This window comes from Streptomyces sp. SID8352 (genome assembly GCF_009862265.1).
In the GTDB taxonomy this organism is placed as follows: domain Bacteria; phylum Actinomycetota; class Actinomycetes; order Streptomycetales; family Streptomycetaceae; genus Streptomyces.
This window is the reverse complement of sequence record NZ_WWGX01000044.1, coordinates 164,237-189,030: the sequence shown is the minus strand read 5'-3', so window position 1 is coordinate 189,030 and position 24,794 is coordinate 164,237. Positions and strand designations below refer to the sequence as shown.

19 protein-coding genes are annotated in these 24,794 nt (G+C 72.8%); 11 read left to right on the top strand and 8 right to left on the bottom strand.

The genetic code is table 11. The features are described from left to right. The first annotated feature begins 234 nt into the window (after nt 1-234). From GTY84_RS16960 to GTY84_RS16950, 3 genes are all read left to right on the top strand, one after another. Nucleotides 235-1,029 (top strand): hypothetical protein, encoded by a 795-nt coding sequence (locus GTY84_RS16960; RefSeq protein ID WP_161227106.1) that lies wholly within the window; start codon nt 235-237, stop codon nt 1,027-1,029. 359 nt (nt 1,030-1,388) lie between these two features. Next, the gene (locus tag GTY84_RS16955) at nt 1,389-2,354 is read left to right on the top strand and encodes a glycosyltransferase family 2 protein (RefSeq protein ID WP_161227105.1); all 966 of its coding nucleotides are present in this window, start codon (nt 1,389-1,391) and stop codon (nt 2,352-2,354) included. Nucleotides 2,355-2,357: 3 nt separating this feature from the next. Further along, nucleotides 2,358-3,701: a polysialyltransferase family glycosyltransferase gene (locus tag GTY84_RS16950; protein ID WP_161227104.1), complete on the top strand. Its 1,344-nt coding sequence runs from the start codon at nt 2,358-2,360 to the stop codon at nt 3,699-3,701. Between the two features lie 157 nt (nt 3,702-3,858). Here the strand turns inward: GTY84_RS16950 and GTY84_RS16945 are convergent, their stop codons facing one another. Beyond that, nucleotides 3,859-4,950: an acyltransferase gene (locus tag GTY84_RS16945; protein WP_161227121.1), complete on the bottom strand. Its 1,092-nt coding sequence runs from the start codon at nt 4,948-4,950 to the stop codon at nt 3,859-3,861. A gap of 273 nt (nt 4,951-5,223) precedes the next feature. Here GTY84_RS16945 and GTY84_RS16940 point away from each other — a divergent pair, with 273 nt between their 5' ends. Beyond that, on the top strand, nt 5,224-6,207 hold the full coding sequence (locus GTY84_RS16940) for a class I SAM-dependent methyltransferase (protein WP_161227103.1): 984 nt from the start codon (nt 5,224-5,226) through the stop codon (nt 6,205-6,207). A 57-nt stretch (nt 6,208-6,264) separates the two neighbouring features. Here GTY84_RS16940 and leuE read toward each other — a convergent pair whose 3' ends face one another. Both leuE and GTY84_RS16930 read right to left on the bottom strand, forming a co-directional pair. Beyond that, nucleotides 6,265-6,915, bottom strand: a complete 651-nt coding sequence (gene leuE / locus GTY84_RS16935; RefSeq protein ID WP_161227102.1) for a leucine efflux protein LeuE — start codon at nt 6,913-6,915, stop codon at nt 6,265-6,267. 526 nt (nt 6,916-7,441) lie between these two features. Then, nucleotides 7,442-9,022 carry a methylmalonyl-CoA mutase family protein gene (locus tag GTY84_RS16930; protein ID WP_161227101.1) on the bottom strand — a complete coding sequence of 527 codons (1,581 nt, stop codon included), beginning with the start codon at nt 9,020-9,022 and terminating at the stop codon, nt 7,442-7,444. 357 nt (nt 9,023-9,379) lie between these two features. Here GTY84_RS16930 and GTY84_RS16925 point away from each other — a divergent pair, with 357 nt between their 5' ends. Beyond that, on the top strand, nt 9,380-10,396 hold the full coding sequence (locus GTY84_RS16925; RefSeq protein WP_161227100.1) for a L,D-transpeptidase family protein: 1,017 nt from the start codon (nt 9,380-9,382) through the stop codon (nt 10,394-10,396). 545 nt (nt 10,397-10,941) lie between these two features. On the opposite strand, the gene GTY84_RS16920 is transcribed toward GTY84_RS16925, so the two are convergent. Both GTY84_RS16920 and GTY84_RS16915 read right to left on the bottom strand, forming a co-directional pair. Continuing rightward, nucleotides 10,942-12,306 carry a hypothetical protein gene (locus tag GTY84_RS16920; RefSeq protein ID WP_202551234.1) on the bottom strand — a complete coding sequence of 455 codons (1,365 nt, stop codon included), beginning with the start codon at nt 12,304-12,306 and terminating at the stop codon, nt 10,942-10,944. Further along, the gene (locus tag GTY84_RS16915; RefSeq protein ID WP_161227099.1) at nt 12,306-12,968 is read right to left on the bottom strand and encodes an RNA polymerase sigma factor; all 663 of its coding nucleotides are present in this window, start codon (nt 12,966-12,968) and stop codon (nt 12,306-12,308) included. Before GTY84_RS16915 ends, GTY84_RS16920 begins: the two co-directional genes overlap by 1 nt. A gap of 632 nt (nt 12,969-13,600) precedes the next feature. Between GTY84_RS16915 and GTY84_RS16910 the strand changes: the two genes are divergently transcribed. The 6 genes from GTY84_RS16910 (at nt 13,601) to GTY84_RS16885 (ending at nt 21,937) form a co-directional block, all read left to right on the top strand. Next, nucleotides 13,601-14,587, top strand: coding sequence for an ATP-binding protein (locus GTY84_RS16910; protein ID WP_161227098.1), 987 nt, complete (start codon nt 13,601-13,603; stop codon nt 14,585-14,587). Further along, nucleotides 14,580-17,222 carry a S8 family peptidase gene (locus GTY84_RS16905; RefSeq protein WP_161227097.1) on the top strand — a complete coding sequence of 881 codons (2,643 nt, stop codon included), beginning with the start codon at nt 14,580-14,582 and terminating at the stop codon, nt 17,220-17,222. The genes GTY84_RS16910 and GTY84_RS16905 overlap by 8 nt, the downstream gene beginning before the upstream one ends. A 97-nt stretch (nt 17,223-17,319) precedes the next feature. Next, entirely contained in the window at nt 17,320-17,733 is a 414-nt protein-coding gene (locus tag GTY84_RS16900; RefSeq protein ID WP_161227096.1) for a hypothetical protein, read from the top strand. Continuing rightward, nucleotides 17,696-19,573 (top strand): PQQ-binding-like beta-propeller repeat protein, encoded by a 1,878-nt coding sequence (locus tag GTY84_RS16895; protein WP_345943463.1) that lies wholly within the window; start codon nt 17,696-17,698, stop codon nt 19,571-19,573. The genes GTY84_RS16900 and GTY84_RS16895 overlap by 38 nt, the downstream gene beginning before the upstream one ends. Nucleotides 19,574-19,997: 424 nt before the next feature. Beyond that, a complete protein-coding gene (locus tag GTY84_RS16890) occupies nt 19,998-20,798 on the top strand; it encodes an IclR family transcriptional regulator (protein ID WP_202551233.1) in 801 nt (266 codons plus the stop codon). 122 nt (nt 20,799-20,920) lie between these two features. Further along, nucleotides 20,921-21,937 (top strand): AraC family transcriptional regulator, encoded by a 1,017-nt coding sequence (locus tag GTY84_RS16885; protein WP_161227095.1) that lies wholly within the window; start codon nt 20,921-20,923, stop codon nt 21,935-21,937. Between the two features lie 262 nt (nt 21,938-22,199). Here the strand turns inward: GTY84_RS16885 and GTY84_RS16880 are convergent, their stop codons facing one another. From GTY84_RS16880 to GTY84_RS16870, 3 genes are read right to left on the bottom strand one after another with little or no spacing between them, the layout of a single operon-like run. Next, a complete protein-coding gene (locus GTY84_RS16880; RefSeq protein WP_345943462.1) occupies nt 22,200-23,675 on the bottom strand; it encodes an aldehyde dehydrogenase family protein in 1,476 nt (491 codons plus the stop codon). Between the two features lie 46 nt (nt 23,676-23,721). Then, nucleotides 23,722-24,282 carry an NAD(P)H-dependent oxidoreductase gene (locus GTY84_RS16875; protein WP_161227094.1) on the bottom strand — a complete coding sequence of 187 codons (561 nt, stop codon included), beginning with the start codon at nt 24,280-24,282 and terminating at the stop codon, nt 23,722-23,724. Continuing rightward, on the bottom strand, nt 24,279-24,785 hold the full coding sequence (locus tag GTY84_RS16870; RefSeq protein ID WP_161227093.1) for a flavin reductase family protein: 507 nt from the start codon (nt 24,783-24,785) through the stop codon (nt 24,279-24,281). Before GTY84_RS16870 ends, GTY84_RS16875 begins: the two co-directional genes overlap by 4 nt. Between the last annotated feature and the right edge of the window lie 9 nt (nt 24,786-24,794).

The following is a 24,794-nucleotide window of genomic DNA, read 5'->3' as shown; positions in this document are numbered from 1 at the left end:
ACCCGGGACACGACGCCGACGGCCCCCGGGGAAGCTGACCGGCCGACGACCCAGGGCACAGGCCCGATGACCGCCGGGAAAGCCGACCCGGCAGCGGCCCGGGACACGGCCCCGACAGCCCCCGCGAAAGCTGACCGGCCGCCGACCCGGGGCTCGGCCCCGACGGCCCCCGGTGAGGCGGACCCGGTGACGGCCCCGGGCTCGGGCACGGCGGCCCCCGGGAAGGCGGACCCGGTGGCGGCCGGGGAGCCCGCGCCCGCCGGGCCCGCGCTGCTGCTCGGTCCCGGTCCCGCGGCGCTCGGCGCCCTTCCCGCCGGGGCGGTGGAGGAGCTGTGCGTACGGATGCTGTCGGATGCCGTCGCCCTCGGCCACACCGATGTCGTCCTCGCCGCGCACCCCGCCGCCGCCCCGCACCCCGGCGCCCCCCACCCCGGCGCCCGCGCCCTCGCGGCGGCGGCCGTACGGCTCGGCGCGCGGCTCACGGTGACGGAGGAGCCGCCCCTGCCCGAGACGCTGTTCCGGCGGCTGCGCCCGGCCCTGGTGCTGGGCTGCTCACCCACCGCCCTGCTCACCGCCGCCTCGCTGTACGGGCTGCCGGTCGCCCGGGTCGGCACCGGCACCCTGCTGGACCGGCTGGAACCCTACGGCCACGAGGACCGCGTCCCCCTCGTCCTCGCCCACACGCTGCTGCCGGGGCCGTCCGCCCCGGCCGCCGTGGCCGCGCGGCGTCCCGGCCCGGACGCCGGGGACGCGGCGGGGCTGGTGCGCGCGGTCGGTTTCGTGACGCGCCCGAAGGTGCTGCCCGCGCTGCGCGCGGAGACGGAGGCGTGGCTGCGCGCCCGGCTGCGGGGGGCGCCGCGCCGGGAGCGGGACGCCCTCGTGGGGCGGTACTTCGGGAGGCGGCGGCTGGCCGCGCTGGGCCTGCCCGGCGGCATCCCGGAAGGGCTGGCGTTCCTGCCGCACAGCCCCGCCGCGCGCGCGGCGGCCCGCCGGGCCCGCTCCCTGCGCCGGGGCCTACGGCGCCGGTGACCCGGTCACCGGGCCGGCCCCCCGACGGCGGCGGACGGCGAGGCCGGGGACGACGCGCCCCCGCCGTCCCGGCACCCGGCCCCGCCCCGGCCACCGCGCCCGCCCCGCCCCGCCCCGGACCGGACCGGACCGGGAACGGAACACAACCGGGCACCGGCGGAACGGGACTCGATATCCGCCGGATCAGAACCGGTGTCCGGCCGGAACGGGGCCGAAATCGCGGAACTCCCCTCCTCGGCACCGAGAATTCACCCGCGCCAGGAATGGAATTCACCGCCCCGCGCCCCGGCGGCCACCGAATCCGCCGGGCCCGTGACTAGCCTGTTCCACTCCCACTCTTGCGAAGATGAGAGGCCCGCGTGCCAAAACTGTCCGTCGTCGTCCCCTTCCACAATGTGGAGGCCTTCGCCGACAGCACCCTGAGAAGTCTCGCCAGCAACGCGGACCCCGGTGTCGAGTTCCTGCTCGTCGACGACTGCTCCACGGATTCCACCCCGTCGACGATCGACCGCTGGGCGGAGAGGCTGCCCAACGCCACGGTGATCCGGCACGAGACGAACCGGGGCATCGCCCAGGCGCGCAACAGCGGCATCGACGCCGCCACCGGCGAGCTGCTCACCTTCCTGGACGGCGACGACTGGTACGGCCCCGGCCACCTGGCCGGACTGGTGACCGCCATGGACGAGCTGGGCTGCGACTTCGCCCGCACCGACCATGTGCAGGCCACCGGCACCCAGCGGGTGGTCCGGCGGCCCCCGGCCGCGCTGCGCGAGCGGGTGATGGACCCGCGCGACGGCATCGCGCCGCCCCACCGGGAGACCATGGTCGACTACCCCTTCGTCTGGGCGGGCGTCTACCGCCGCCACCTCTTCGACGACGGAGCACTGCGCTTCGAGACCGGGCTGCGCACCGCCGAGGACCGCCTGTGGATCTGGCGCCTGCACCTGCGGGCCCGCAGCTACGCCTCCCTCGGCCTGCACGGCGTCTTCTACCGGCGCGGGGTGGCGACCTCCCTGACCCAGGTCAAGGACTCCCGCCAGCTCGACTTCATCCCCGCCTACGACCTGCTGCTGGCCGACCTGGCGGCGGACCGGGAGGGCGACCGCTTCCTCCCCAAGGCGGTGCGCACCTACTGCGCCATGATCGCCTTCCACCTCGGCAAGGCGGACGAGTACGAGCCCCCGGCCGCCGCGCGGCTGCGCCGGGAGGCGCGCGCCGCGCTGCACCGCATGCCCCAGCCGGTGCTGGAGGAGACACTGCGGACCATCGACAGGACCCGGAGCAGGCTGCTCGGCCGCCTGCGCAACGGGCGGAAGGCTGCCTGACCCATGCGCCACACGACCCAGATCTTCCAGGTGTCCACCCTGTACGGGGCGGCCACCCTCGCCGCGGCGCTGGACGCGGGCCTGTTCGGACCGCGCGGCGGTGCCCGGCGCGTGCTGCTGGTCTCCAACAACGCCGCCGTGCCGGAGACCGCGCTGCGCCTCGACGAGATGCGCGGATACGCGCCGACAGCCGCCCGGTTCGACGCGGTGGTGAGCTGGAACGAGGCCATCAGCCCGCACCATCCCAGCAGTTGGGGCCCGCGCGGCCACGACACGGTGCTCTGGCAGCGGGCGTTCCGGCGCGCCTGGGGCATCGGTGAGCTCGACCTGATCGAGCTGGCCGTCGAGTCGATCCAGGTCAACCCGGCCCGCGCGCTGGCGGCGATCTTCTCCGAGAGCACCATCGACGTCTACGCCGACGGCCTGATGAGCTACGGCCCCACCCGTGAACGGCTGCCGCTGGCCATGGGGAGCAGGGTCCGGCGGCTGCTCCACCTCGACCTGCTCCCCGGGCTGCGGCCGCTGCTGCTCTCCGAGTTCGAGGTCGAGCCGGTGACGGTGCCCGACGCGGCGTTCCGGGAGGTGCTGGACGCGGTCGCGGCCGACGCGGCTGACGACCCCCGGCTGGCGCCGGTGCTGGCGGAGGCCCCGACGGCGGTGCTGCTGGGCCAGTACCTGGCGGCCCTCGGCATCCTGAGCGCCGAGGCGGAGGAGGACCTCCACGTGCGGATGCTCACCGGTGCCGCGCGGGCCGGGCACCGCTCGGTCGTCCTCAAACCGCACCCGACGGCACCGGTGAGCTACTCGGCGGCGCTGAGCAAGGCCGCGGCGGACGCGGGCGTCCGGCTCACGGTGCTGGACGCGCCGCTGCTCGCGGAGACGCTGTACCAGCACTGCCGGCCCGAACTGGTGGTCGGCTGCTTCTCCACGGCCATGGTCACCGCCTCCGCCTACTACGGGGTGCCCGTCGCCCGGGTCGGCACCGGCACGGTGCTGGACCGCCTCACGCCGTACGCCAACAGCAACCGCGTCCCGCTGGCCCTGATCGACCACCTGGTGCCCGACCTGGAGCGCGACGGGACCCCGGCGCTGGTGGGCCCGGCCCCGGAGACGCTCGGCCCCCTGGTGCGCGCGATCGGGTTCTGCATGCAGCCCAGGACCTATCCGGAGCTGCGCGAGTCGGCCGCCGACCTGCTGCGCGCCGGGGGCCCCGCCGTGCGCTACGTCCCCGACCTGCGCCTGGCCGAGCTCTCCCTGCCTGGCAGCCGCCCCCGGCTCCGCGCCGAGCTCCAGATCCGCCGGGCCAAGCGCCTGCTCCGCAGAGCGGCCACCCGCCGCCCGGCCTGACCCCGCGACCCGCGCCGTGCCCCGGCGTCCCACGACGGGACGCCGGGGCACGACCGTCGTGGGCCGGCCCGGCCCCCTCCGCCCGCGCCGCGGCACCACCCGTCCCCCCGCCCCGGCCCGGTGGCGCCCCGCGTCGGCCCGGCGGCACCCCGCGCCGTCACCCCAGCCACCGCGCCAGCCCCGCCCGGGTCCAGATCCACGCCGCTCCGAAGGACAGCGCCCCCGTCACGACGGTCAGCGCCAGCAGCCCGCCGACCGCGGCCACCGCGCCCGACCCGGCGGAGACCACCCACGGCGACAGCGTCCGCAGCACCATCAGGTGCACCAGATACGCCCCGAAGGACACCCCCGCCAGCAGCGCCACGGGCCCCCGGAACCGCTCCGGCACCCGCACCCGCCCCGCGAGCATCAGCACCGCCCCCGCCTGCAGCGCCACCACCGCCGAGGCGTACGCCGCGGGGAAGTGCACCCGGTGCTCGTACACCGCCACCGCCGCCCAGCCGCAGACCGCGGCCCCCGCCCACAGCAGCCGGCGCCGTCGCCCGGCGAACGCCTCCCCCGGCAGCGACAGCAGCACCGCCCCGGCCACGGCGTACGCGAGCTGGTACACCCCGAACTGCCAGCCGAAGGCGGGCACCCGCGCCCCGGCCAGCCGTCCGGCGTCCCCCAGCAGAGACGGCGCGAGCGCCAGCCCGAGCAGCAGCGCCCCGGCGCCCCACGGCCGCTTCCCGGACCGCACCAGCACGGCAACCGACAGCAGCAGGACCACGGGGACGTAGGCGTACAGGTACCAGAGGTGGAACGCCGGCCGGACGGAGGCGAACAGCGCGTCGCGCGCGAGCCCCCGCACGCCCCCGTCGGCCTCGTCCCGCAGCCGCGCCCACATCAGGTATCCGGCGGTCCACACCCCCATGGGCACCACGATCCGCGTCAGCCGCCGCCGCACCTGGGCGCCGTCCCGGGGCGGCGCCCCGCACAGCACCACCCACCCGGCGATGGCGAAGAACAGCGGCACCGCGGCACGGCTGACGGCGTCGGCGACGAGGCCGGTGGTGTACACGGCCGCGCCCTTCGCGGGCGTGCGGTCCACGGCCGCCATGAGCTCACCGGCGGCGTGGCAGAGGATCACCCCGGCGGCGGCCAGGACCCGCAGCAGGTCGATGTCGTACCGGTGCTCCCCCCGGGCGGGGGCGGGCGCGGCCGACGGGGACACGGCGGGGGCGGGCGCGAGGCGCGGCTCGGAGGGGATGGGGCTCACTCCCGGACGGGACGGGCGCCCGGCGGCCGGGCGGGAAGGGATCGGCGCTGTCGCCCCGCGGCCCGGCCCCTGGCACGGCGCCGCGCGGCACACCGCTGCACGCTAGGAGCGCCCGGGAGACCGCGTCACCCGTTCCGGATGGCCGTCGGGTGAACTCCCGTGGGCGAACGCCCGCACCAGCCAATGGCATGAATATGTGATGTTCCTTCTGTCGGATTGTGCGGGACAGATGCTTTTCACCCCGGCGCGGGGCATCCTCGGTCCATGGCGACCGCGCAGGCAACGCACGAGTTCCCCCGTGAGCTGAACGACGTCCCCGGCTGGTTCCAGCCCCTCGACCAGGTGCTGTTCTCCTGGCTGCTGGAGTGGCAGGAGAACGACGACACCCGCGGCGACCTGCTCGAACTGGGCGCGTACATGGGCAAGAGCGCCATCCTGCTGGGCCACCACCTGCGGGACGGCGAGACCCTGACCGTCTGCGACCTCTTCGGCGCCGACGCGCCCGACGACGCGAACCGGGCGGAGACGGCACGCTCCTACGCCTCCCTGACCCGGCTCTCGTTCGAGCGGAACTACCTCTCCTTCCACGACGCGCTGCCCACCGTCGTGCAGGCCCCCACCTCGGCGATCACCGGCACGGTCGCGCCCGGGAGCTGCCGGTTCGTCCACATCGACGCCTCACACCTCTACGAGCACGTGCACGGCGACATCGGCGCCGCCCGCGAACTGCTGCGCCCCGACGGGATCGTCGTCCTGGACGACTTCCGCACCGAGCACACCCCGGGCGTGGCCGCCGCCGCGTGGGAGGCGGTGCTCAACCGGGGGCTGCGCCCGGTCTGCCTGAGCAGCCGCAAGATGTACGGCACCTGGGGCGACCCGGAACCCGCCCGGGAGCGGCTGCTCGCGGCGCTGCGCGGGCGGGACGACTGCGGGGTGGGCGTGGAACGGGTGGCGGGCCACCGGCTGGTCCGGGCCCGCGCCAAGGGCCGGACGGTACGTCCGCCGTCGCTGCCGCCTTCCCGGCACCGGGACGCCCCGGACCCTGCCGCCCCGGCGCGGACGGCGGACGGGAGCGGCGCCCCGGTCCCGGGCCAGACCCGGCAGCCGGGGGCACCCCGCCCCGGCACCGCGCCGCGCACCCCGCCGCGCGAGCGGGCCCGGCGGATCGCCCTCGACGTCCTGCCCCCGGCCGTCACCCGGGCGGTACGCCGCCACCGCGCGACCCGCCGCGCCCGCCCCGACCGCTAGCGGAACCCCGCGCACCCGGCACCCGCGCGCCGGGGCCGGGTGCCGGGACGGGGCCTCCTACGCGCCGGCGAGCGAGAGCTTCACCGCGAAGCCCAGGAACAGCGCGCCCGCCGCCGACGTCGCCCCCGCCGACAGCCGCCTGCGGCTGCGGAAGGCCGCGGCCAGCCGGGTGCCGCCGAAGATCAGGGCGCTCAGGTAGAGCACGCTGGCCGCCTGGGCGAGGGCGCCGAGGACGACGAAGGACAGCGTCGGGTGCGCGTACGCCGGGTCGACGAACTGCACGAAGAAGGCGACGAAGAAGAGGATCGCCTTCGGGTTGATCAGGCTGATGACCAGGGCCCGCCGGAAGGGCCGCTCGTCGTCGGCGACCGGCTCCCCGGTGCCCGGCGCCGCCCGCTCGTGCCGGGTGCGCCACACCCCCCACGCCGCCCGCAGCATCCCGACCGCGAGCCACGTCAGGTATCCGGCACCGGCGTACTTCACGATGCCGAACAGCACGTCGTTGGCCTTGAGCAGCGAGGCCACACCGGCCGCCGAGAGGGTCATCAGCACGGCGTCCCCGCACCAGACCCCGGCGGCGCCGGTGTATCCCGCCCGTACGCCCCGGCGGGCGGCGACGGACAGGACGTAGAGCGAGTTGGGACCGGGCAGCAGGATGATGAGGGCCAGTCCCGCCAGGTAGGTGGGGAGGTTTATGACGCCGAACATGGGGGGAGTGTCGCACGCCGGGCCCGCGCCGCGCGCGGACGTTTCGGCCGCCGGGAACGACGGCCCGGGAGCCCCGCCCCGACGCCCCCGCAGCACCGCCACACGCCGTCACGACACTGCGCCGCACCGTCGCCGCGGGGGCGTCCCGTCGCCCCGGCAGCACCGCGGCGCGGGGGCACGGGAGCGCCGGGTCACCGGGGCGCGGGGGCGCCGGGTCACCGGGGCGCGGGGGCGCGGGGGCGCCGGGTCACCGGGGCGCGGGGGCGCTCGCCGGGTCACCGGGGCGCGGGGGCGCCGGGGCGGGGGGGCGCGGGGGCGCCGGGGCGCGGCACTCGTCGGTCATGAGGGGCACGGCACTCGGCCGCGAGGGACGCGGCGCCCCGTCCCGGAGGAAGCGCGGCACCGTGTGACGGCACCGCCCCGCCCCGCCGCGCCACCGCTCCCGGCCTCCGGCTCCCGGTCCCGGCTCGGGCTCAGGTCCCGGCTGGGGCTCGGTCCCGGCTCCGGCCCCGGCCCCGGCTTCGCGTCAGAACGCGTCCGACGGGACGTACGTCCCCCAGATCGCGCGCAGGGCGTCGCACACCTCGCCGACGGTGGCGCGGGCGCGCAGGGCCTCCTTCATCGGGTAGAGGACGTTGTCCTCGCCCTCGGCGGCCTTGCGCAGGGCGGCCAGGGCCCCGTCGACGGCGGCCTGGTCGCGGGAGGCGCGCAGGGCGGCGAGGCGCTCGGCCTGCTGCGCCTCGATGGCCGGGTCGACGCGCAGCGGCTCGTAGGGCTCCTCGGCGTCGAGCTGGTAGCGGTTGACGCCGACGACGACGCGTTCGCCCGCGTCGGTCTCCTGGGCGATGCGGTACGCGCTGCGCTCGATCTCGCCCTTCTGGAAGCCGTGCTCGATGGCGTTGACGGCGCCGCCGAGGTCCTCGACCTTGCGCATCAGCTCCAGGGCGGCGGCCTCGACGTCGTCGGTCATCCGCTCGACGACGTAGGACCCGGCGAACGGGTCGACGGTCGCGGTCACGTCGGTCTCGTAGGCGAGGACCTGCTGGGTGCGCAGGGCGAGGCGGGCGGACTTGTCGGTGGGCAGGGCGATGGCCTCGTCGAACGAGTTGGTGTGCAGCGACTGGGTGCCGCCCAGCACGGCCGCCAGGCCCTGGACGGCGACGCGGACCAGGTTCACCTCCGGCTGCTGGGCGGTGAGCTGCACACCCGCCGTCTGGGTGTGGAAGCGGAGCATCAGCGACTTGGGGTTCCGCGCGCCGAACTCCTCCTTCATGACGCGCGCCCAGATCCGGCGGGCCGCGCGGAACTTGGCGACCTCCTCCAGGATCGTGGTGCGGGCCACGAAGAAGAAGGAGAGGCGGGGCGCGAAGTCATCGACGTCCATCCCGGCCGCGACGGCGGTGCGCACGTACTCGATGCCGTCGGCGAGGGTGAAGGCGATCTCCTGCGCGGGCGAGGCGCCGGCCTCGGCCATGTGGTAGCCGGAGATGGAGATGGTGTTCCACTTGGGGATCTCGGCCCGGCAGTACTGGAAGATGTCCGCGATCAGCCGCAGCGACGGCTTCGGCGGGAAGATGTACGTCCCGCGCGCGATGTACTCCTTCAGCACGTCGTTCTGGATCGTGCCGGTCAGCTCGCCGGCGCCCACGCCCTGCTCCTCGGCGACCAGTTGGTACAGCAGGAGCAGCAGGGCCGCGGGCGCGTTGATCGTCATGGACGTGGACACCCGGTCCAGGGGGATGCCGTCGAACAGCACCCGCATGTCGTCGATGGAGTCGATCGCCACGCCGACCTTGCCGACCTCGCCCGAGGCGATCGGGGCGTCGGAGTCGTGGCCCATCTGGGTCGGCAGGTCGAACGCGACCGACAGGCCCATCGTGCCGTTGGCGATGAGCTGCTTGTAACGCGCGTTGGACTCGGTCGCCGTGCCGAACCCGGCGTACTGGCGCATCGTCCACGGACGGCCGGTGTACATCGTCGGGTACACGCCCCGGGTGAACGGGTACGCGCCGGGCTCGCCCAGCTTCTCCGCCGGGTCCCAGTCCGCCTGGGTGTCCGGCCCGTAGACCGGCTCGATGGGCAGTCCCGACTCCGACTCGCGTGCCATGGTTGACGCCTCTCCCGCTGAGCGATTGCTTCGGCCTGCCCGACTCGTACCACGCGCACGCCGCGGCCGCCCCGCACGTCGTCCGGCACCCTGCCCCGCCGCCCGGCGGGCCCGCGCCGCCGTCCACCACGCGCTGTGCACCCTCCGGCACGGCCGGTTTCCCCGACGGACTGTATCGGCGCGGACCCACCGGGTGGAGGGGCACACGCTGGGAGCTTCCTCACAGCGGGGCGCGACGGCGCCTCCACGCCCGGCGTCCGGACCCGGTCACCACCCCCGCGTGCCGTTCGCGCGGTGCCGTGCGGGGGAACAACCCCGGGGGACGTCCGTACCGAGCCGTGGGCCGAGGGGGCCGTGATGCGCACGAGGGGCAGCAGGAGCAGGAGCGGGACGAGGAGCGGGGGGCGCGGCGCGGGCGCCGGGCGGGCGGTCGCCGCCGCGCTCGGGGTGGCGCTGGCGGCGGGCGGCTGCACGGTGACCGGCCCCGGTCTCACCGGCGCGGGCGGCACCAACCCGCCGGTGGTGGCCGGCGGCACGGCCCCGCCCCGGACCCCGTCCGGCGCCCCGGCCGTGCCGACCGTCCCGGCCGTCCCGGACGACGGCCGGCCCGCGGTGACCTCGCCGCCGTCCACCGTGCCCCCGGCGGCACCCCCGGCGGCCGCCCCGGTGCCGGGCACCCCGCGGGCGCCGTCCGCCCCCGCGCCGGTGCGGACGGCCCCGCCCCCGCCTCCCCCGCCGCCGGCACCGGTGCTGTGGCGGCCCGGCGACAGCGGGCGCGACGTGCGCGAACTCCAGGCCCGGCTGCGCCAGATCGCCTGGCTCTCCCGGGTGCCGACCGGCACGTACGACGGGCCCACCGAGCAGGCGGTGCGCGGCTTCCAGGACAAGCGCGGGCTGCCGGTCACCGGACGGACCGACACCGTCACCTGGCAGCGGCTGCGCGGGATGACCCGCGACCCCGGCCAGTGGGACCTGTACCCGATGGGCGGGCAGCCCGCCGACCCGCCGGACCCGCGCTGCCTGAGCGGCCGGGTGCTGTGCATCAGCAAGACCAGCCGGACGCTGCGCTGGATGATCGACGGCCGGACGGTGTCGACGATGGCGGTGCGCTTCGGCTCCGAGCGCACGCCGACCCGGGAGGGGGTGTTCCAGGTGTTCTGGAAGTCCCGCCACCACTGGTCGACGCTCTACGACACCGCCATGCCCTACGCCATGTTCTTCAGCGGCGGCCAGGCCGTGCACTACTCGTCCGACTTCGCGGCCCGCGGCTACGCGGGCGCCTCGCACGGCTGCGTCAACGTCCGGGACGAGGCGGCCGTCGCGGCCCTGTTCGCGCAGGTGCGCGACGGCGACAAGGTGGTGGTGCACCGGTAGGACCGCTCCCGGGGCCCGCCCGCGTTCCGGAGGGACCCGCGGTCCGAGCAGGGCGGCGTGCGCGCCGGGCCGGAGAGGCGTACGGGCCAGGGGCGAACGGGCCGGAGGGGCGTAGGGGCCGTGCGAATCGGCGTGCGCGCCGGAGGGGCGTGCGCGCGGTGCGAACCGGCGTGCGGACCCGGTCCGAACCGGCCGGGATCCGGTACGTCCGGGCTTGGCCCGGCGGATTCCGGCTCCCCCGGCGGCATCCGGCGCGATCCGGCCCACTCCGGGCCGACCGGGTCCGACGCATGCCACACGGGACGGTGGCCGGGGCGGTTGCGGAGCGCGGGCGTACGGCGGAGCGCGCGGGCGGCGGCGTGGAGGTGAGGGTGGGGGCGGGGGCGGGCTCTCGGCCCGGTCCGGGGGGAGTCCGGTCGCGCCCGTGGGGGGATGGGGCGCGGGCGGGACCGGGGGAACGTGCCCCGCCCGCGCCGAGGTGCACGAGCCGTGGGTACGGGGGGAACCCCGGCTCGGGCGGAGCCGATGACCAGTCGGCTCACTCTCTACTGCGCCGGGGGGCCCGAAAGTGTCACACCGGCGGCGGGCGCCCCGTCCCCGGCCGGGACCGCGCGGCGGACGGGGCCGGTCGCGGCGGACCCGGGGCGGAGGGAGCCGGGCGCCGGAACGGCGCCGGTCCCGGACGCGTCCGGGACCGCCGGGCGGCCGGACGGGGCGTGCGGGGGACGGCCGGCCGGGGCCTTGGCGGGCGGGCCGGAGGCGGTGGCGCCGGGACGAACGGCCGCGCCGTCGCCGTCGTCGTCCTGCTCGCCCTGGCTCCCCTGGCCGCCCTTGTTCGCCTGGTTCCCCCCGCCGTTGCCCTGGTTCCCCTGGCCGCCCTGACTGCCCTGGCCCTGGCCCTGGCCCTGGTTGCCCTGGCCGTTCCCCTGGTCGCCCTGACCGTTGCCCTGGTTGCCCTGGCCGTTGCCCTGATTGCCCTGGTTCCCCTGGCCGTTGCCCTGGCTCCCCTGGCTGCCGGGGTTCTTCCCGGCCTCCCGGCCGCGCGGCCGGGGGGAGGCGTCCTTGCCGTTGCCGTTGCCGTTGCCGTTGCCCGGGCGGACCCGGCCGTCGCCGTTCACCACACCGGAACCGGCGGAGAGGAGGTCGCGGCAGTACACCGCCACCCGGGAGGCACCGCCGGCCGCCTCCGCCAGCACCCGGCTGCGGGCGTTGTCGAGTTTGCGGCCGGTGCCCCGGTCTCGGCAGGCGGCCAGGAGGCGCTGCCGCCGGTCGCCCGCGCCGGGCGTCCGGCCCGTCCCGTCGGGGTCGTCCTCCCCCGCCGGTTCGCCCTTGGCCCCGTCCGGGGTCTCACCCGGCACAACCGGGCCGGCGCCGCCCCGGGTGCCGTCCAGCGGTTCCGGGGAGGGGGCGGGACGGCGGTGGGTCTCGGCGGCGGAGACGGTGGAGGCGGAGTCCGGCCGGGGACCGCCGAAGGGCGCCGGGAGGACTCCGGTTCCGGCCGCGACGGCGACCCCGCCGACCATGCCGACGGCCAGCGCGGCGGCCAGCCCGAACCGCAGCGGGCGGCCCCAGCGGGGCCGCCGGAACAGGCCCCCGGCACCGCCGAGCCGGACCAGCCCGGCGTCGGAGGGCAGCGCGCCCTTGCCGCGCCCGAGGCCCGCCGGGGCGCGGCCCGGCACCGCCTCCCGGTCGGCGCGCGCCGTGCGGAAGGCGGCCAGCGCGGCGGCCTCCCCGGCGAGTTCACCGTCGTTCCCGCCGGTGGGCGGAGGTGGGGCGGAGAGTGCGCCCAGGGCGTCGGCCAGCTTGCCGGCCCGCTCCCGGAGCACGGGGTCCTCCGTGTCCGGTGACTCTCCGCGCAGCAGGGTCTCCGCTGTTTCGCGGTCCAGCCACCTGTCCTGCTCGTCGGCCATCACATGTCCTTCTGCGTCCGCGCGACGCTTTGCGTCACAGTCGCGGACGTCGCCGGGCGGGTGCGTGGTTCTCGCTGCGAGGGCAGGGCGTCGAGGGCCGCGCCCGATTCCGCATCGCCGCCGAGCAGTTCGGCCAGGCGCTTCAGACCGCGGTGCGCGGCGGTGCGGACGGCGCCGGGGCGCTTGCCCAGGGTCTCGGCGGCGCTCTTGGCGTCGAGCCCGACGACCACCCGCAGCACGACCGCCTCGGCCTGGTCCTGGGGCAGTTGGGAGAGGAGGCAGAGGACGCTGTCGGTGCCGAGCGCCTCGATGGCCTCACCCGCGGTGTCGGACTCGGCGGCCCTGCCCGTCAGTTCGGTCTCGTCGCCGCCGATGACCGGGCGGCGGCCCCGCATGCGGATGTGGTCCAGGGCGCGGTTGCGGGCGATCCGGGCGGCCCAGCCGCGGAAGCGGTCCGCGTCGCCCCGGAACCGCTCCAGGTCGCGGGCGATCTGCAGCCACGCCTCGGACGCCACGTCCTCGGCGTCCGGATCCCCGACCAGTGTCCGCACATATCCGAGCAGTCGCGGGTGCACGGACCGGTACACGGACCGGAACGCGGTCTCGTCCCCGTCCTGTGCCGCACGCACCGCCGCGGTCAGCTCCGCGTCGTCCCCCAGCACCGCGCAAGCCCTTCTGCGCCCGGCCGGCGCCGCTGACGCGGGCCCGCCTCTCGACGTCGTGGTTGCTCCATTGATGGCAGCGGTGGTCCACCGCAGTGTGCGGCGGGACGGACCCGCCGCGGATCGGCGCGAAAGGAACGTTACGTCTTGAAACCGCCACACGTCCACGTCCGGCTCCCCATTGAACCGCGCCCCGGGGGTGTGACAGAAATCGCGGACCCGGCGCAGTAGGGAGTACGGGCCGCCGAGCGACCCGTACCGTGCGACGGCCGGGGCCTCTCCTGTGGGGGGTGGCGGCCCCGGCCGTCCTCGTTCTTAGGTGCTCCGACCAGGGCGTATGCGAGCGAAAGTGGCTTCACATGGCCAACGCGTGACCAACGCAGCCAGCGATCACACGATCCGCCGCCGCTCGCAGCGCAGCACAGCACGGATTGCAGGCCCCCGCCTGAACTTCGCAGATGACAGCGCTGCACCGCGTAAGCCGCAAGGCGCCAAAGCCATTGCCAAGGCTGCCACATCTATCTCTCGTCCCGGCACACGGATGCCGAGGGCCGTACGATGCAGGCGCGGGTGCCCACTGGATTGGGTACACGTCTACTACAGGCAGTCCGTACCGGAAGGGTGACAGGCGTATGGCAGCTAACGCCGACCACCTGAAAGCCCTCGTGCGGGCACACTCCGAAGCCAACGACGACCTCTTCTACAGCGTCGCCCTGCAAGTCGCGGCTAAGTCTGCCCGTCAGGGGCAGGGAAAGTTCGCCGTAGAGCTGCGTGAGCTGGTCGAGGCCGCCCAACAGAGGCAGGGCAAGCCGGACACCCGGCGTGCCGCTACCCCCGTGGTGCAGCCCCGCGGTGAGCTGACCAGTCTCCTGACGGCAGGTTACCCGGACACTCAGCTCGACGACATGACTCTGGACGCCGGACTGCGTGCTTCGCTGGATCGCGTGCTGCACGAACAGCGGCAGCGTGCACGGTTGGAGCGGTTCGGCTTCACCCCGGTGCACCGCATTTTGCTGTCCGGGCCGCCTGGAACGGGCAAGAGCATGACGGCAGCGGCACTGGCAGGGGAACTGAAGCTGCCCCTGTTCACCATTCGCCTGGACGGTCTGATCAGCCGATTCATGGGCGAGACCGCAGCCAAGCTGCGTCTGGTCTTTGACGCAGTGGCCCAGACCCGAGCGGTCTACCTGTTCGATGAGTTCGACGCTCTGGGAGCCGAACGGGCTGCAGGCAACGACGTCGGCGAAGCCCGCAGGATCCTGAACTCATTCCTGCTGTTCCTGGATGAGGCACCTTCCGAGAGTCTCGTGGTGGCCGGCACCAACCACCACCAGCTTCTGGACCAGGCTCTGTTCCGCCGCTTCGACATGATCGCCACCTACGGCCCTCCCACCGGGGAGGAAGCAGTACAGGTGCTGCAGCGACGTCTAGCCGGAATGGACACAAGCACACTACGGTGGGGCCTTGTGACAGAACGTGCATCGGGCCTGAGTCACGCCGAACTGGTCAAAGCGGCGGAAGCAGCGGCCAAACGAGCCATCCTGGCTGACCGGGACGTGGTGGACGAGCAGCTGCTGCTGGAAGCCCTGAGCGAGCGGCACGCCTCCCACCATGCCTGAGCCCGACTCTTCCGCACGGCTCAGTCCGCACCTGATCGTGCCCTGGGAGGCCGCTACCCTCACGCCGCGCTCCGAGGCTCCCGGCGGGAGCGGTCCGGACCTGGTTCAGCACACGAACCGGCAGGGGCACGCAGACGCATTGATGGATGGGCTGGAGACGGCCCGCCTTGAGGCAGTCCAGCTCGTGCAGCAGACGCCCGAGGATCGTCAGCCTGACGGTTTCGCGGTGCGTATCGAGGCCGCTCGCGATCACCCTCTGAGTTTGGAGCGCCTGGACGCATCCGGCCTGACACTCATGAGCAGCCACCCGCAGACCGAGAACACTCAGCAGGACGCGCTGGTCTGGATCCCTTTCGATAAAGTCGCCTCGTTCAGCCAGCGGATCGCCGACTTCACGGACGACACCACCCGCGGTAACCCTAAACAGGCCGTGCTGGTGGCCAATATGGAACAGGTCCAACGGGCTCTGCTGGAGCACCTCTGGCAGGAGCGGCAGGGAATGCCGCCGCTGGACGATGAGCGGTGGTGGGAGTTGTGGTTCGATCCGCGAATCTCGCCGGCGGCGGTCACTACTTTGCGTGCGCTGGCCGAAGAGCGTCACTGGCGGGTCAGTGAGCGGGCTATCCATGTCGGGGAACGCCTGGTGGCCCACGTCGCGACGACCGGCAACGAGCTGGCGTTCCTGTTGGCCACGAACGCCTGCCCTACCGAGATCCGTAGCCCTACCTTCGCCGAGGGCCTCTACGCCGTCGACCGCGAATTCCGCGTCGACCTCGTCAAGGATCTCGCCGCGCGCATCGAACCGGCCGCCCCAGAAGCCCCGGTGGTATGCATCCTGGACACGGGGATAGCTCAGGAGCACGCCCTGCTGAAGCCCGCGTTGCACGAGCGCGCCTACAGCGTGCTTCCTGGCAGCACGCCGGCCGACCGCATCGGGCACGGCACCCAGATGGCCGGGCTCGCCCTTTTCGGGGACTTCGCCGCAGCCCTTGAAGCACAAGGTCCCGTCGTCCTCGGTCACGGCCTTGAATCTGTGAAGATCCTCAACGACGCTCACACACCCGACGCGTCCCCACGCACCTGCGCGGAGACCACTGCGAACGCAGTCGCGACGGCTGAAATCGGCAACGGAGGCCCCGCACCGTCTGGACGGGTCTTTTCGATGGCCGTCACCCGGGAGTCCGGGAAAGGGGAGAACGGCGTAGACGGCACAGCGACCCTGTGGTCGGCCACCCTGGACGCCCTGGCAGCAGGCACGGACGTCGCCGTCCGGGATGATCGGATCGAGCTGATCGGAGCGCCCGATTCTGAAGCGTCACGCCTGATCATCGTCAGCGCCGGCAATATCCGCGGTGCCGTGCCCCACCAGATGCGCCGCGACGACGGCCTGCTGGATCCGCTGCTTCTGTCCGATCTGTCGCGCATCGAAGAACCCGCCCAGGCGCACAACGTACTCACCGTCGGGGCGTGCACGCATATGGACGCCGTCCCCGATTCCGCCCTGTTCCGCGGATTTCGTCCGCTGGCCGTTCCCGGTTCCCTGTCCCCGTTCAGCCGGACCTCGGTGGCACTGACGAGTGGCTCCATCGCCAAGCCCGACATCGTTCTGGAGGGCGGGAACATGCTCGTCGCCCCTGACGACAGCTTCCTGGACGCACACGATCTGGTAAGCGTGGCGACCACCCACCACGACCCGGCGCGTCAGCTGACCTGGACGAACGCCACGAGCGCTGCCACGGCCCAGGCGGCTGCGCTCGCCGCCACGGCGATGAGCACCTACCCCGGGCTGCGGCCGGAGACTGTTCGCGCCCTTCTCGTGCACGAAGCCCAGTGGACCCCTGCCATGGAAGAAAAGGGCCTGTTCAAGAAGACCGGCGCCCCCAAACTGGGCAGGGGCGACATGATGCGACAGGTAATCCGCCGGTACGGATGGGGCATGCCCACCGCCGAACGCATCCGCAGCAGCGCCTCGAACGCCGTCACGATGATCATCCAGAACACCCTGGTGCCGTACAAGGCCAAGGGCGGTCAAGTTCGCCTGGCTGAGCTCAAGTTGCACGAGCTGCCCTGGCCCCTGGAGCAACTGCGTGACCTGGCCGAGACCACCGTAGACCTGCGTGTGACGCTCGCCTACATGATCGAGCCCAACCCCGGCCGACGCGGCATGCTCGGCCGCTACAGCTACGCATCCCACGGCCTGCGCTTCGCCATCAAGGGCTCCACCGAATCCAGCGACTCTTTCCAGAGGCGACTGGCCGAACAGGCCGAACACGACAGCGACGGCCTTGGCAACCCCAAGGCGTTCGAGTCCAACAGCAGGTGGCTGGTCGGCCCCCGAGCCCGCAACCTCGGCTCGCTGCACGCCGACATCTGGCGCGGGTCGGCGGTCGAACTCGCCGACTGCGGCATGCTCGCGGTCTACCCTGTCGGCGGCTGGTGGAAGGCAAATAAACGCAAGGACAGGATCGGCCTGCCTGTCAGCTACGCCCTCCTGATCTCCTTGAGAACACCGGAGATCACCACCGACCTGTACACCCCCATCGCCGCACAACTGGGAGTTCCGGTAGAGGTCAGGCCAACCGCCCAGCCCGAGATCACGGACGGCATTCCAATTCAGATGCAACTCGGCTGGTAAGTGATCAATCGAGGCCACTATCTAGCTTTCATCTCAACCCAACCAGCTCCCTCCCTAAACTTTCACGCGACGAGAGCGCAGACACCGGGGTGGGACGATGCAGCAGACCGTACGACTGGAACTTCTGGGGCTTGCCGACACAGACGATGACGAGCTGCTGCGCCTTGGAGGCCAGCTGCGACGCTCAATCCAGGAGTTGGACGTACTGGACGTACGAGCCGGGCACTCTACGGATCAGATCTCGAAGGGGGAAAAGAGCGGCGAGCTGCTCGCTCCTGGATCGGTTGTCGTTACGGCCGCTTCCCTTGCTCTGCGTCAGGTTCTCCTGCTCGCCAACACATGGTTGAAGAACCGACCTGTGCGCGGCATCAAGGTGGAGTTGGAAGGCCACGTGATCGAGTTGAGTGATACCTCGGCTGCCGAGCGGACTCGTTTGATCGATATTTTCCTCGCTCACCGCGAGGTTCCAGGCGATGGCCACTCCGAAGAGCGCTCCGCCGAGCAGTCCTGACACTATGACCGCTCAGCCGATCGGCAACGGAAACCGCGGGGCTCTGCTCATCGGTACAGGGACATACGATCACCCAGAACTACCAGCGCTACGTTCACCCGAGGTGGACTGCACTCGCCTCGCCACCTTGCTGCGTGACCCAAAGATCGGCGCATTCGAGGTACAGACACTCATTGATGCCGACCGCGCCGCGTTGGAACGGGCAATCGGAGAGTTCTTCCTCAACGCTTGGGGCGACGACGTACGTCTCCTATACCTCTCTGGTCACGGGATCGTAAGTCGCAACGACAAGCTTTACTTTGCCATCCGCCAGACGGATCCTGGCCGACCCACCTATACAACGATCTCTGCGGCATTTATCCACGAGGTCATGGACGAATGCCGCGCTCGAAGCATCGTCGTGATCCTCGACTGCTGCTACAGCGGCCTCTTCCTCTCAGGGGCTAAGGGCGACGAATCGGCAAGATTCGAGGAGGCCCTGGCCGGGCAGGGCCGTGTCGTCATCACCGCTGGTACAAGGTCACAGAGAGCCTGGGAAGGGGAGCATTACGACGCCGAGACACCTGCACCATCTCTCTTAACCGGGGTGCTCATCGAAGGTATTTCCACCGGCGCTGCCGATCTCAACGGCGACGGTGTAGTCACCCTTCAGGAGCTCTACCGATATACCTGCGAGCGTCTCCACCGGGAGGGGGCCGCTCAAACCCCTCGCATGGGCGGCGAGATGCAGTACGACATCGCGCTCGCCAAAGTGCGAAAACAACAAAAGCCGCGGGCATCGCTACCAGACCGTACGGGCAGCCGGACTCGCACGTCTGCCGGTTCCCAAGCACAGCGAAGGTCTGAGTCATGGCAAGCCCGAGCAGCCCTCGGACCTGCTCGCCAGCCCATCCTGTCCGCCGGCGCGCTTGTGGTGCACGAGCCATACAAGCTGCATGCGATCGACCTCGAATCCCGACAGCGGTTGCCCCTGATCAAGATGTGGTACCCAGGTAACCCTGCCCTATATGGGGGCGCGGCTTACTTCCCCGGCAAGGGCAGTTACTTGCAAATGACTGACCTTCGGACCGGGAAGCACCGAGCGTCACACCCAGTCGCAATCCGCGACGGGTTGCTAGGCGTTTCGCAGGACGTGCTGTACGCAACTGCTCAGGACGGCACCCTGCACGCCTTTGTCCCGTCGACGCTTAGACTCCTCTGGTCGGTTACCACAGACGGGCTTACCGTCACTTCCCCACCGCAGACGGCTGCCAAATGTGCGCTGTTCACGGCTATGGTATCCCCAATTACCGGCGCGACAGCGAGCTTTAGCGGAGATCGCATGGTGGCTGTCACTGACGGGAGGGTGGCCTGGTCCTATCAGGCCGAGGCCCCGCTATCTCCGGATTGGGCCGCCACGGACAACGGAATCTACATGGCCTTGCAGCCGGAGAAATCTCTCTCGTGTCAGCGAATCGTGGCAGTGAACCCTGAGAACGGACGACCGCTTTGGTGGTTCGATACTAAAGCGCTCCTAGCATCGACTCCAGTCGCCACCGACGAGGTGCTGCTCTTCGGTGACATGGAAAACCGGCTTGTAGCTCTAGACACTAATACTGGGACCGTGCTCTGGGAGAAGAAGACCGACGGCCGCCTTCTCAGTCGACCGACTGTTGAAGGTGGCACTCTGTTCACAGCCGACCGCGCCGCGAAGCTGGTCAGGTGGAACCTGCTGACAGGTCGAAAGGTCCGCTCCTACGACCTCCTTTTGAGTCCAGACCGTCAAGGGTTCCCCACGATCAGCGACGGTGTCGTGTACGCGACTGGCACCCGAGGTGACCTACACGCTCTGCCCGTATGAGCTCATTGGCGCGACGGCCCTCGGGGTCGACTTGAAGGTCTGCCGCCGTGGCCAACGCGTGGCCAACAGCAGTCAGGAACAGGCAGAAACGCCCAGATGGAGACCGATCCAACCAGCAGCCTAGAGCCTCCACTATGGTCACTAAAATGCCTGATCAAAGGGCTTTCTAGCGGCCGTCCCAGCCAGGGGTGGCGGCCCCGGCCGTCGCACCTTCTCTCGCCCCCTCCCCCCAGCCCCCGTTCGCCCCCGTTCCCCCTCCTCCGGGACCGGCCGGCCGGGGTGCCGTCCGCCGGAGCGCCTCCCCGGGAGCCTGCGTGGCGGCGCCCTCCCCGGAGATGTCCGCCGCCGCCCCGCGCCCCCGTCCGGACGTTTCCGCGTACACGAATCTTTGCGTACGACGGAAAAGCTGCATACGCTCCATTCTGTGGAGCAGAACAAGAACCCCAACCACATCGAAGCGGTGGACCGCGCGCTGGTGCTGCTGACCCTGCTCGCCGAGCGCGGGCAGCTCAGTGTCACCGAGGCCGGGCGGGAGCTGGGGGTCGTGCCGTCCACGGCGCACCGGCTGCTGTCCACGCTGCTCCACCGGGGCTTCGCCGTGCGGGGCGAGAACCGGCTGTACCGGGCGGGGCCCCGGCTGCTTCCCCTGGGCACCTCGGGCGCTCCCCCGCTGCCCGAGCGGGTGCGCCCCCATCTCGGCAGCCTCTACGGGGCCGTGGACGAGACGGTGCACCTGATGGTGCGCACCGGCTCCGACGTGCTGTTCCTCGACGGGATCGAGGGCGCGCGGTCGCTGCGGGTGGGGCTGCGGGTGGGCCTGCGGCTGCCCGCGCACCGCACCTCCGGCGGCAAGGCGATGCTCGCCGACCTGGAGCGGGAAGCGGTGGACGCGCTGCACCCCGGCGGACCGCCCGCCGCACCCGGCGGACGGACCGGCGGGACGGCCGCGCTCCACGACGAACTGGCGGCGGTCCGGGGCCGGGGCTACGGCACCAACCTGGACGAGAGCGAACCGGGGGTGACGGCCATCGGCGCCTCGCTCGGCGTCGTCGACGGCCACCACGCGGCGCTGGCCATCGCCCTGCCCACGGTCCGCGCCCTGGCCGTCGGCGTGGAGGAGCTGGCCGCGCGGCTCCTGCGCACCTGCGAGGAGGCCCGCCGGGAGCTGGGCGGCCGGGCGGCACGACCCGCCGCGTATCCGGCGGCGGCCAGTAGCATCCAGTAGTGAGAGGTGGTGACATTTCCATCGATTGCGGTTAATCTCCCGTCGCACTTCGTGACCGACCGCGTGGGGGAGTGATTCACGAGTCCGCTCGCCGGACGACCGTCTGCCCGGGGAGTCCTCCGATGACCAGGTCCTTCTCGACATCATCCGCCGAACCGCTGCGCCAGCACGGCCGGCTCCGCACCGACGACGCGGACCTCGCCCAGCAGGTCGTGGCCGAGGTCTACGAGCCGCACACCCTGAGCCCCGTCGGCGGCGGCCCCCTCGACGCCCGCCTCAACGCCGTCCAGCTCGGCGGCGTGACCCTCGGCTACCTGACCTACGGCACCGAGGCCCACATCACCCTCCCTGCCAGCGAGCACTGGTACCACATCAACGTCACGCTCACCGGCAGCAGCCTCGTCACCCGCGAGAACGGCGACCGGGGGAGGACCCGGGGCATGGCCGAGGCGGCGATCCTGCTGCCCCACCGCGCCCAGACGATCGCCTGGGCACCGGACGCCGCGCAGTTCGCCCTCAAGGTCCCCCGGGCCGACCTGGAGGACCACCTCGCCGCCCTGACCCGCACGCGGGTGCACGGCCCCATCGACTTCGACCTCGTGGTGGACCTGGAGTCCCCGGCGGGCAAGGGCCTGCTGCGCTGCATCGACTTCGTCCGGACCGAGTGGGACGAGGACGGGGTGCTCGCGCGCAACGGGCAATCCCGCCGCCAGCTCGAGTCCATGCTGCTGACCAGCCTCCTCACCGCCGCCGACGGACCGCACCAGGAACTCCTGCGGCGGCTCGACGAGAGCGGGGCCCCGAGGGCGGGCACGGTCAAGAGCGCCCTCGACTTCATCCACGACCACGCGGACGACCTCCCGACCCCGGCCGACGTCGCCGCCGCGATCGGGGTCAGCGCCCGGACCCTGCAACTGCGCTTCCTCCACGACCTGGGCCGCACCCCCTCGCAGTACCTGCGCGACATCCGGCTCCGCGCGGTCCGCGACGCGCTGCTGTACCCGCGGGCGGACGGGACCACGGTCACCGAGGCGGCCTCCGCACACGGCTTCTTCAACCTGGGGCGGTTCTCCTCGCTGTACAAGTCGGTCTACGGCGAGTCGCCGTCGGAGACCCTGCGCAGGACCAAGGGGGTCTGAGGAGCCGCCCCGGAGCACCGAATCCCGGAGCGCGCTTCCCGCCCGCGGCCGTTCTCCGCCGTTCCTCCCGCGGGCCGCCCACGCCCGGTCTCCCCCGTTTCTCCCGCGGGCCGCCCACGCCCGATCTCCCCCGTTCCTCACCGGGCCGCCCGCGACCGGCCTCCCCTTCCTCCCCCGGGCCGCCTCACCGCGGCGGGACCGCGCACACGGCGGCAGGGCCGCGCCCGGATCGGACACGGCCCCGCCCCCCGCACCACCGTCCTCACACCACCTGGACGATGTGCTTGTACTCCTGGAACTCCTCAAGGGCCCGGTTGCCGTTCAGCCGGCCGAGACCGCTCTGCTTGTAGCCGCCCTCCTCGAACTGGTCGAGCACCACGGCCCAGCCGTTGGTCCACACGGTGCCCGCGTCCAGCGCGTCGGCCATGCGCAGCCCCCGGGCCCCGTCGGCCGTCCACACGGAGGCCGCGAGGCCGTACTGGGTGGCGTTGGCCCTGCGCACCGCCTCCTCCTCCGTGCCGAAGGTCTCGAACGTGGCGACGGGACCGAACAGTTCCTTCTGCACCAGCGGCGAGTCGGTGTCCCGCACGCCGAACAGCGCCGGGCGGTAGTAGGCGCCCGCGGACAGCTCCCCCTCCTCGGGGCGGCCGCCGGGCACGATGACCTCGGCGTCGCCGAGCGACTCGGCGATCAGGTTCTCCAGCCGGTCCCGGGACGCCTGGTCGATCAGCGGGCCCATCTGCGAGCCCTCGGCATCGCCCGGTCCGACCCGGACCCGGCCCAGGGCCTCGGCGAGCCGCGACCGCACCTCGTCGGCCACCGACTCCTGGACGAGGACCCTGCTGCCGGTCATGCAGAACTGGCCGGTGAAGGTCGTGATCCCGGCGACGATGGTCCCGACGGCCGCGTCGAGGTCGGCGTCCTCGAACACGATCATCGGGGTCTTCCCGCCCAGCTCCAGCGACAGCCGCTTGAGTGTCGGCGCGGCGTCGGCCATGATCCGGCGGCCCACGTCGGTGCTTCCGGTGTAGCTCAGCGCGGCCACGTCCGGGGAGGAGACCAGCAGCTTGGCGCCCGCGCTGCCGGACTCGTTGAACACGCTGAGCACACCGGCCGGGAGCGAGGGGCAGTCCGCGAGGAGTTCGGCGAGCCGGGTGTTCACCAGGGCGGTCTGCGCGGCCATCTTCATCACCACGGTGCAGCCGGCGGCCAGCGCGGGCGCGAAGGACCGCACGGACAGCACCACCGGCGAGTTCCAGGGGACGATGACGCCGACCACGCCCACCGGTTCGGACAGCAGGATGGAGTAGACGCCGGGGCGCGCCCGGTCGCCGGAGCCGGAGCCGGTGAGCGCCTGGGCGGCGTAGTACCGCAGCTTCGACGGCGTCAGGCTCAGCTCGAAGTGGGCCTCGGGGAGGATCTTCCCGTTCTCCCGGGCGAGCATCCCGGCGAGTTCGTCGGTGGCGGCCTCCACGCGGTCGGCCATCTCGTTGAGCACCCGGGCGCGCAGCTGGCGGTCGGTCCGCCAGGCGTGCGTGGCGAAGGTCTCCCGGGCGACCTCGATGGCCTCCCGTACCTGGGCCTCGTCCGCCTCGTAGTAGGTGCCGAGCACCCGGCCGTCGGCGGGCGAGACCGAGACGCCCGTGGTGGCGGAGGTGAGCCACTCCCCTCCGATGAGGTTGCGGGCGGGCCCCGGCTCCCCGCCGGTGGAGGTGTGTTCCGCGGCGATACTGGTCACGGCGATCTTCCTTCTCAAGTCTGCGTTGGCTGGGGGCGGTCGCCGGTCAGGCGCGGGACGCCGAGAAGCGGACCGTCAGGGGGTCGGGGCCGAAGCCCCGTCCGCCCAGGGACTCGGCGAGGGTCACCAGCTGATCGGTGAACTCCGCGAGTTCCGCGAGGACCGCGGGGTCCACGTCGGGCGTGCGGAACGCCGTGTCCACGAAGAAGGCGCTGTTCGGCGCGGTGAGCGCGCCGAACCAGGCGAGGACGTCGCGGAGGTGGCGCTCGGCCGAGAGGAAGTGCTGCGGCGCGGCGGCGACGGTGAGCACCCCCGTCGGCTTGGACCGCAGCGCCTCGTTGGGCAGCATGTCGATCAGGAGCTTCAGGGTGCCCGTGATCGAGCCCCGGTAGACCGGCGAGGCCAGGACGACGGCGTCGGCGGCGCCGATCCGCTCCACCGCCTCGTCGTCCCAGGTGGCCACCACCGGGCCGACCGACGTGCGCGGCGCGATCCGCTCCGTGCTCCAGCCGGGGTGGCGCTCGCGGACGGCGGCCTCGGCCAGGTCCAGCGCGCGGGCCAGCTTCCCCGGCGGTGTGGGACTTCCGTAGACGATCGCGAGTTTCATCCCGTCACCGCTCCTCTCATTTCGGGTTCCAGGTACCGGCCCCGGAAGAACAGCAGTGGCTCGCCCGCCGCGCCCGTGTCCAGGCCGGTGACCGAGGCCACCACGATGGTGTGGTCGCCTGCGTCGATCTCGTCGACGACGGCGCACTCGACCCAGGCCAGGGCACCGTCGATGAGCGGGAGCCCGGCCGGGGACGGCCGCCATGGGACGCCGGCGAACTTGTCGGTGCCCGAGCGGGCGAAGCGGTTCCCGACCGCCTGCTGGTCGGCGGCCAGCACGCTGACCGCGAACAGCCCCGACTTCCGGATCCTCGGCCAGGTGGTCGAGGTCTTCTGCACGCTCACCAGGACCAGGGCGGGGTCCAGGGAGAGGGCCGAGAACGACTGGCAGGTGAATCCGACCGGTTCCCCGCCCTCCCTCGACGTCACCACGGTGACCCCGGTGCAGAAGTGGCCCAGCACGGCCTTGTAGTCCCGTGCGTTCACACCGAGAGACTGCGTCATTTTCCGACC

Excerpts from the sequence above, each read along its gene's own strand:
- GTY84_RS16875 (WP_161227094.1), bottom strand. The coding sequence starts at position 24,282 with ATGAAACTCGCGATCGTCTACGGAAGTCCCACACCGCCGGGGAAGCTG.
- GTY84_RS16885 (WP_161227095.1), top strand. The coding sequence starts at position 20,921 with ATGACCAGGTCCTTCTCGACATCATCCGCCGAACCGCTGCGCCAGCAC.
- GTY84_RS16910 (WP_161227098.1), top strand. The coding sequence starts at position 13,601 with ATGGCAGCTAACGCCGACCACCTGAAAGCCCTCGTGCGGGCACACTCC.
- GTY84_RS16930 (WP_161227101.1), bottom strand. The coding sequence starts at position 9,022 with ATGGCACGCGAGTCGGAGTCGGGACTGCCCATCGAGCCGGTCTACGGG.
- GTY84_RS16920 (WP_202551234.1), bottom strand. The coding sequence starts at position 12,306 with ATGGCCGACGAGCAGGACAGGTGGCTGGACCGCGAAACAGCGGAGACC.
- GTY84_RS16900 (WP_161227096.1), top strand. The coding sequence starts at position 17,320 with ATGCAGCAGACCGTACGACTGGAACTTCTGGGGCTTGCCGACACAGAC.
- GTY84_RS16925 (WP_161227100.1), top strand. The coding sequence starts at position 9,380 with ATGCGCACGAGGGGCAGCAGGAGCAGGAGCGGGACGAGGAGCGGGGGG.
- GTY84_RS16905 (WP_161227097.1), top strand. The coding sequence starts at position 14,580 with ATGCCTGAGCCCGACTCTTCCGCACGGCTCAGTCCGCACCTGATCGTG.
- GTY84_RS16870 (WP_161227093.1), bottom strand. The coding sequence starts at position 24,785 with ATGACGCAGTCTCTCGGTGTGAACGCACGGGACTACAAGGCCGTGCTG.
- leuE (WP_161227102.1), bottom strand. The coding sequence starts at position 6,915 with ATGTTCGGCGTCATAAACCTCCCCACCTACCTGGCGGGACTGGCCCTC.
- GTY84_RS16950 (WP_161227104.1), top strand. The coding sequence starts at position 2,358 with ATGCGCCACACGACCCAGATCTTCCAGGTGTCCACCCTGTACGGGGCG.
- GTY84_RS16895 (WP_345943463.1), top strand. The coding sequence starts at position 17,696 with ATGGCCACTCCGAAGAGCGCTCCGCCGAGCAGTCCTGACACTATGACC.
- GTY84_RS16940 (WP_161227103.1), top strand. The coding sequence starts at position 5,224 with ATGGCGACCGCGCAGGCAACGCACGAGTTCCCCCGTGAGCTGAACGAC.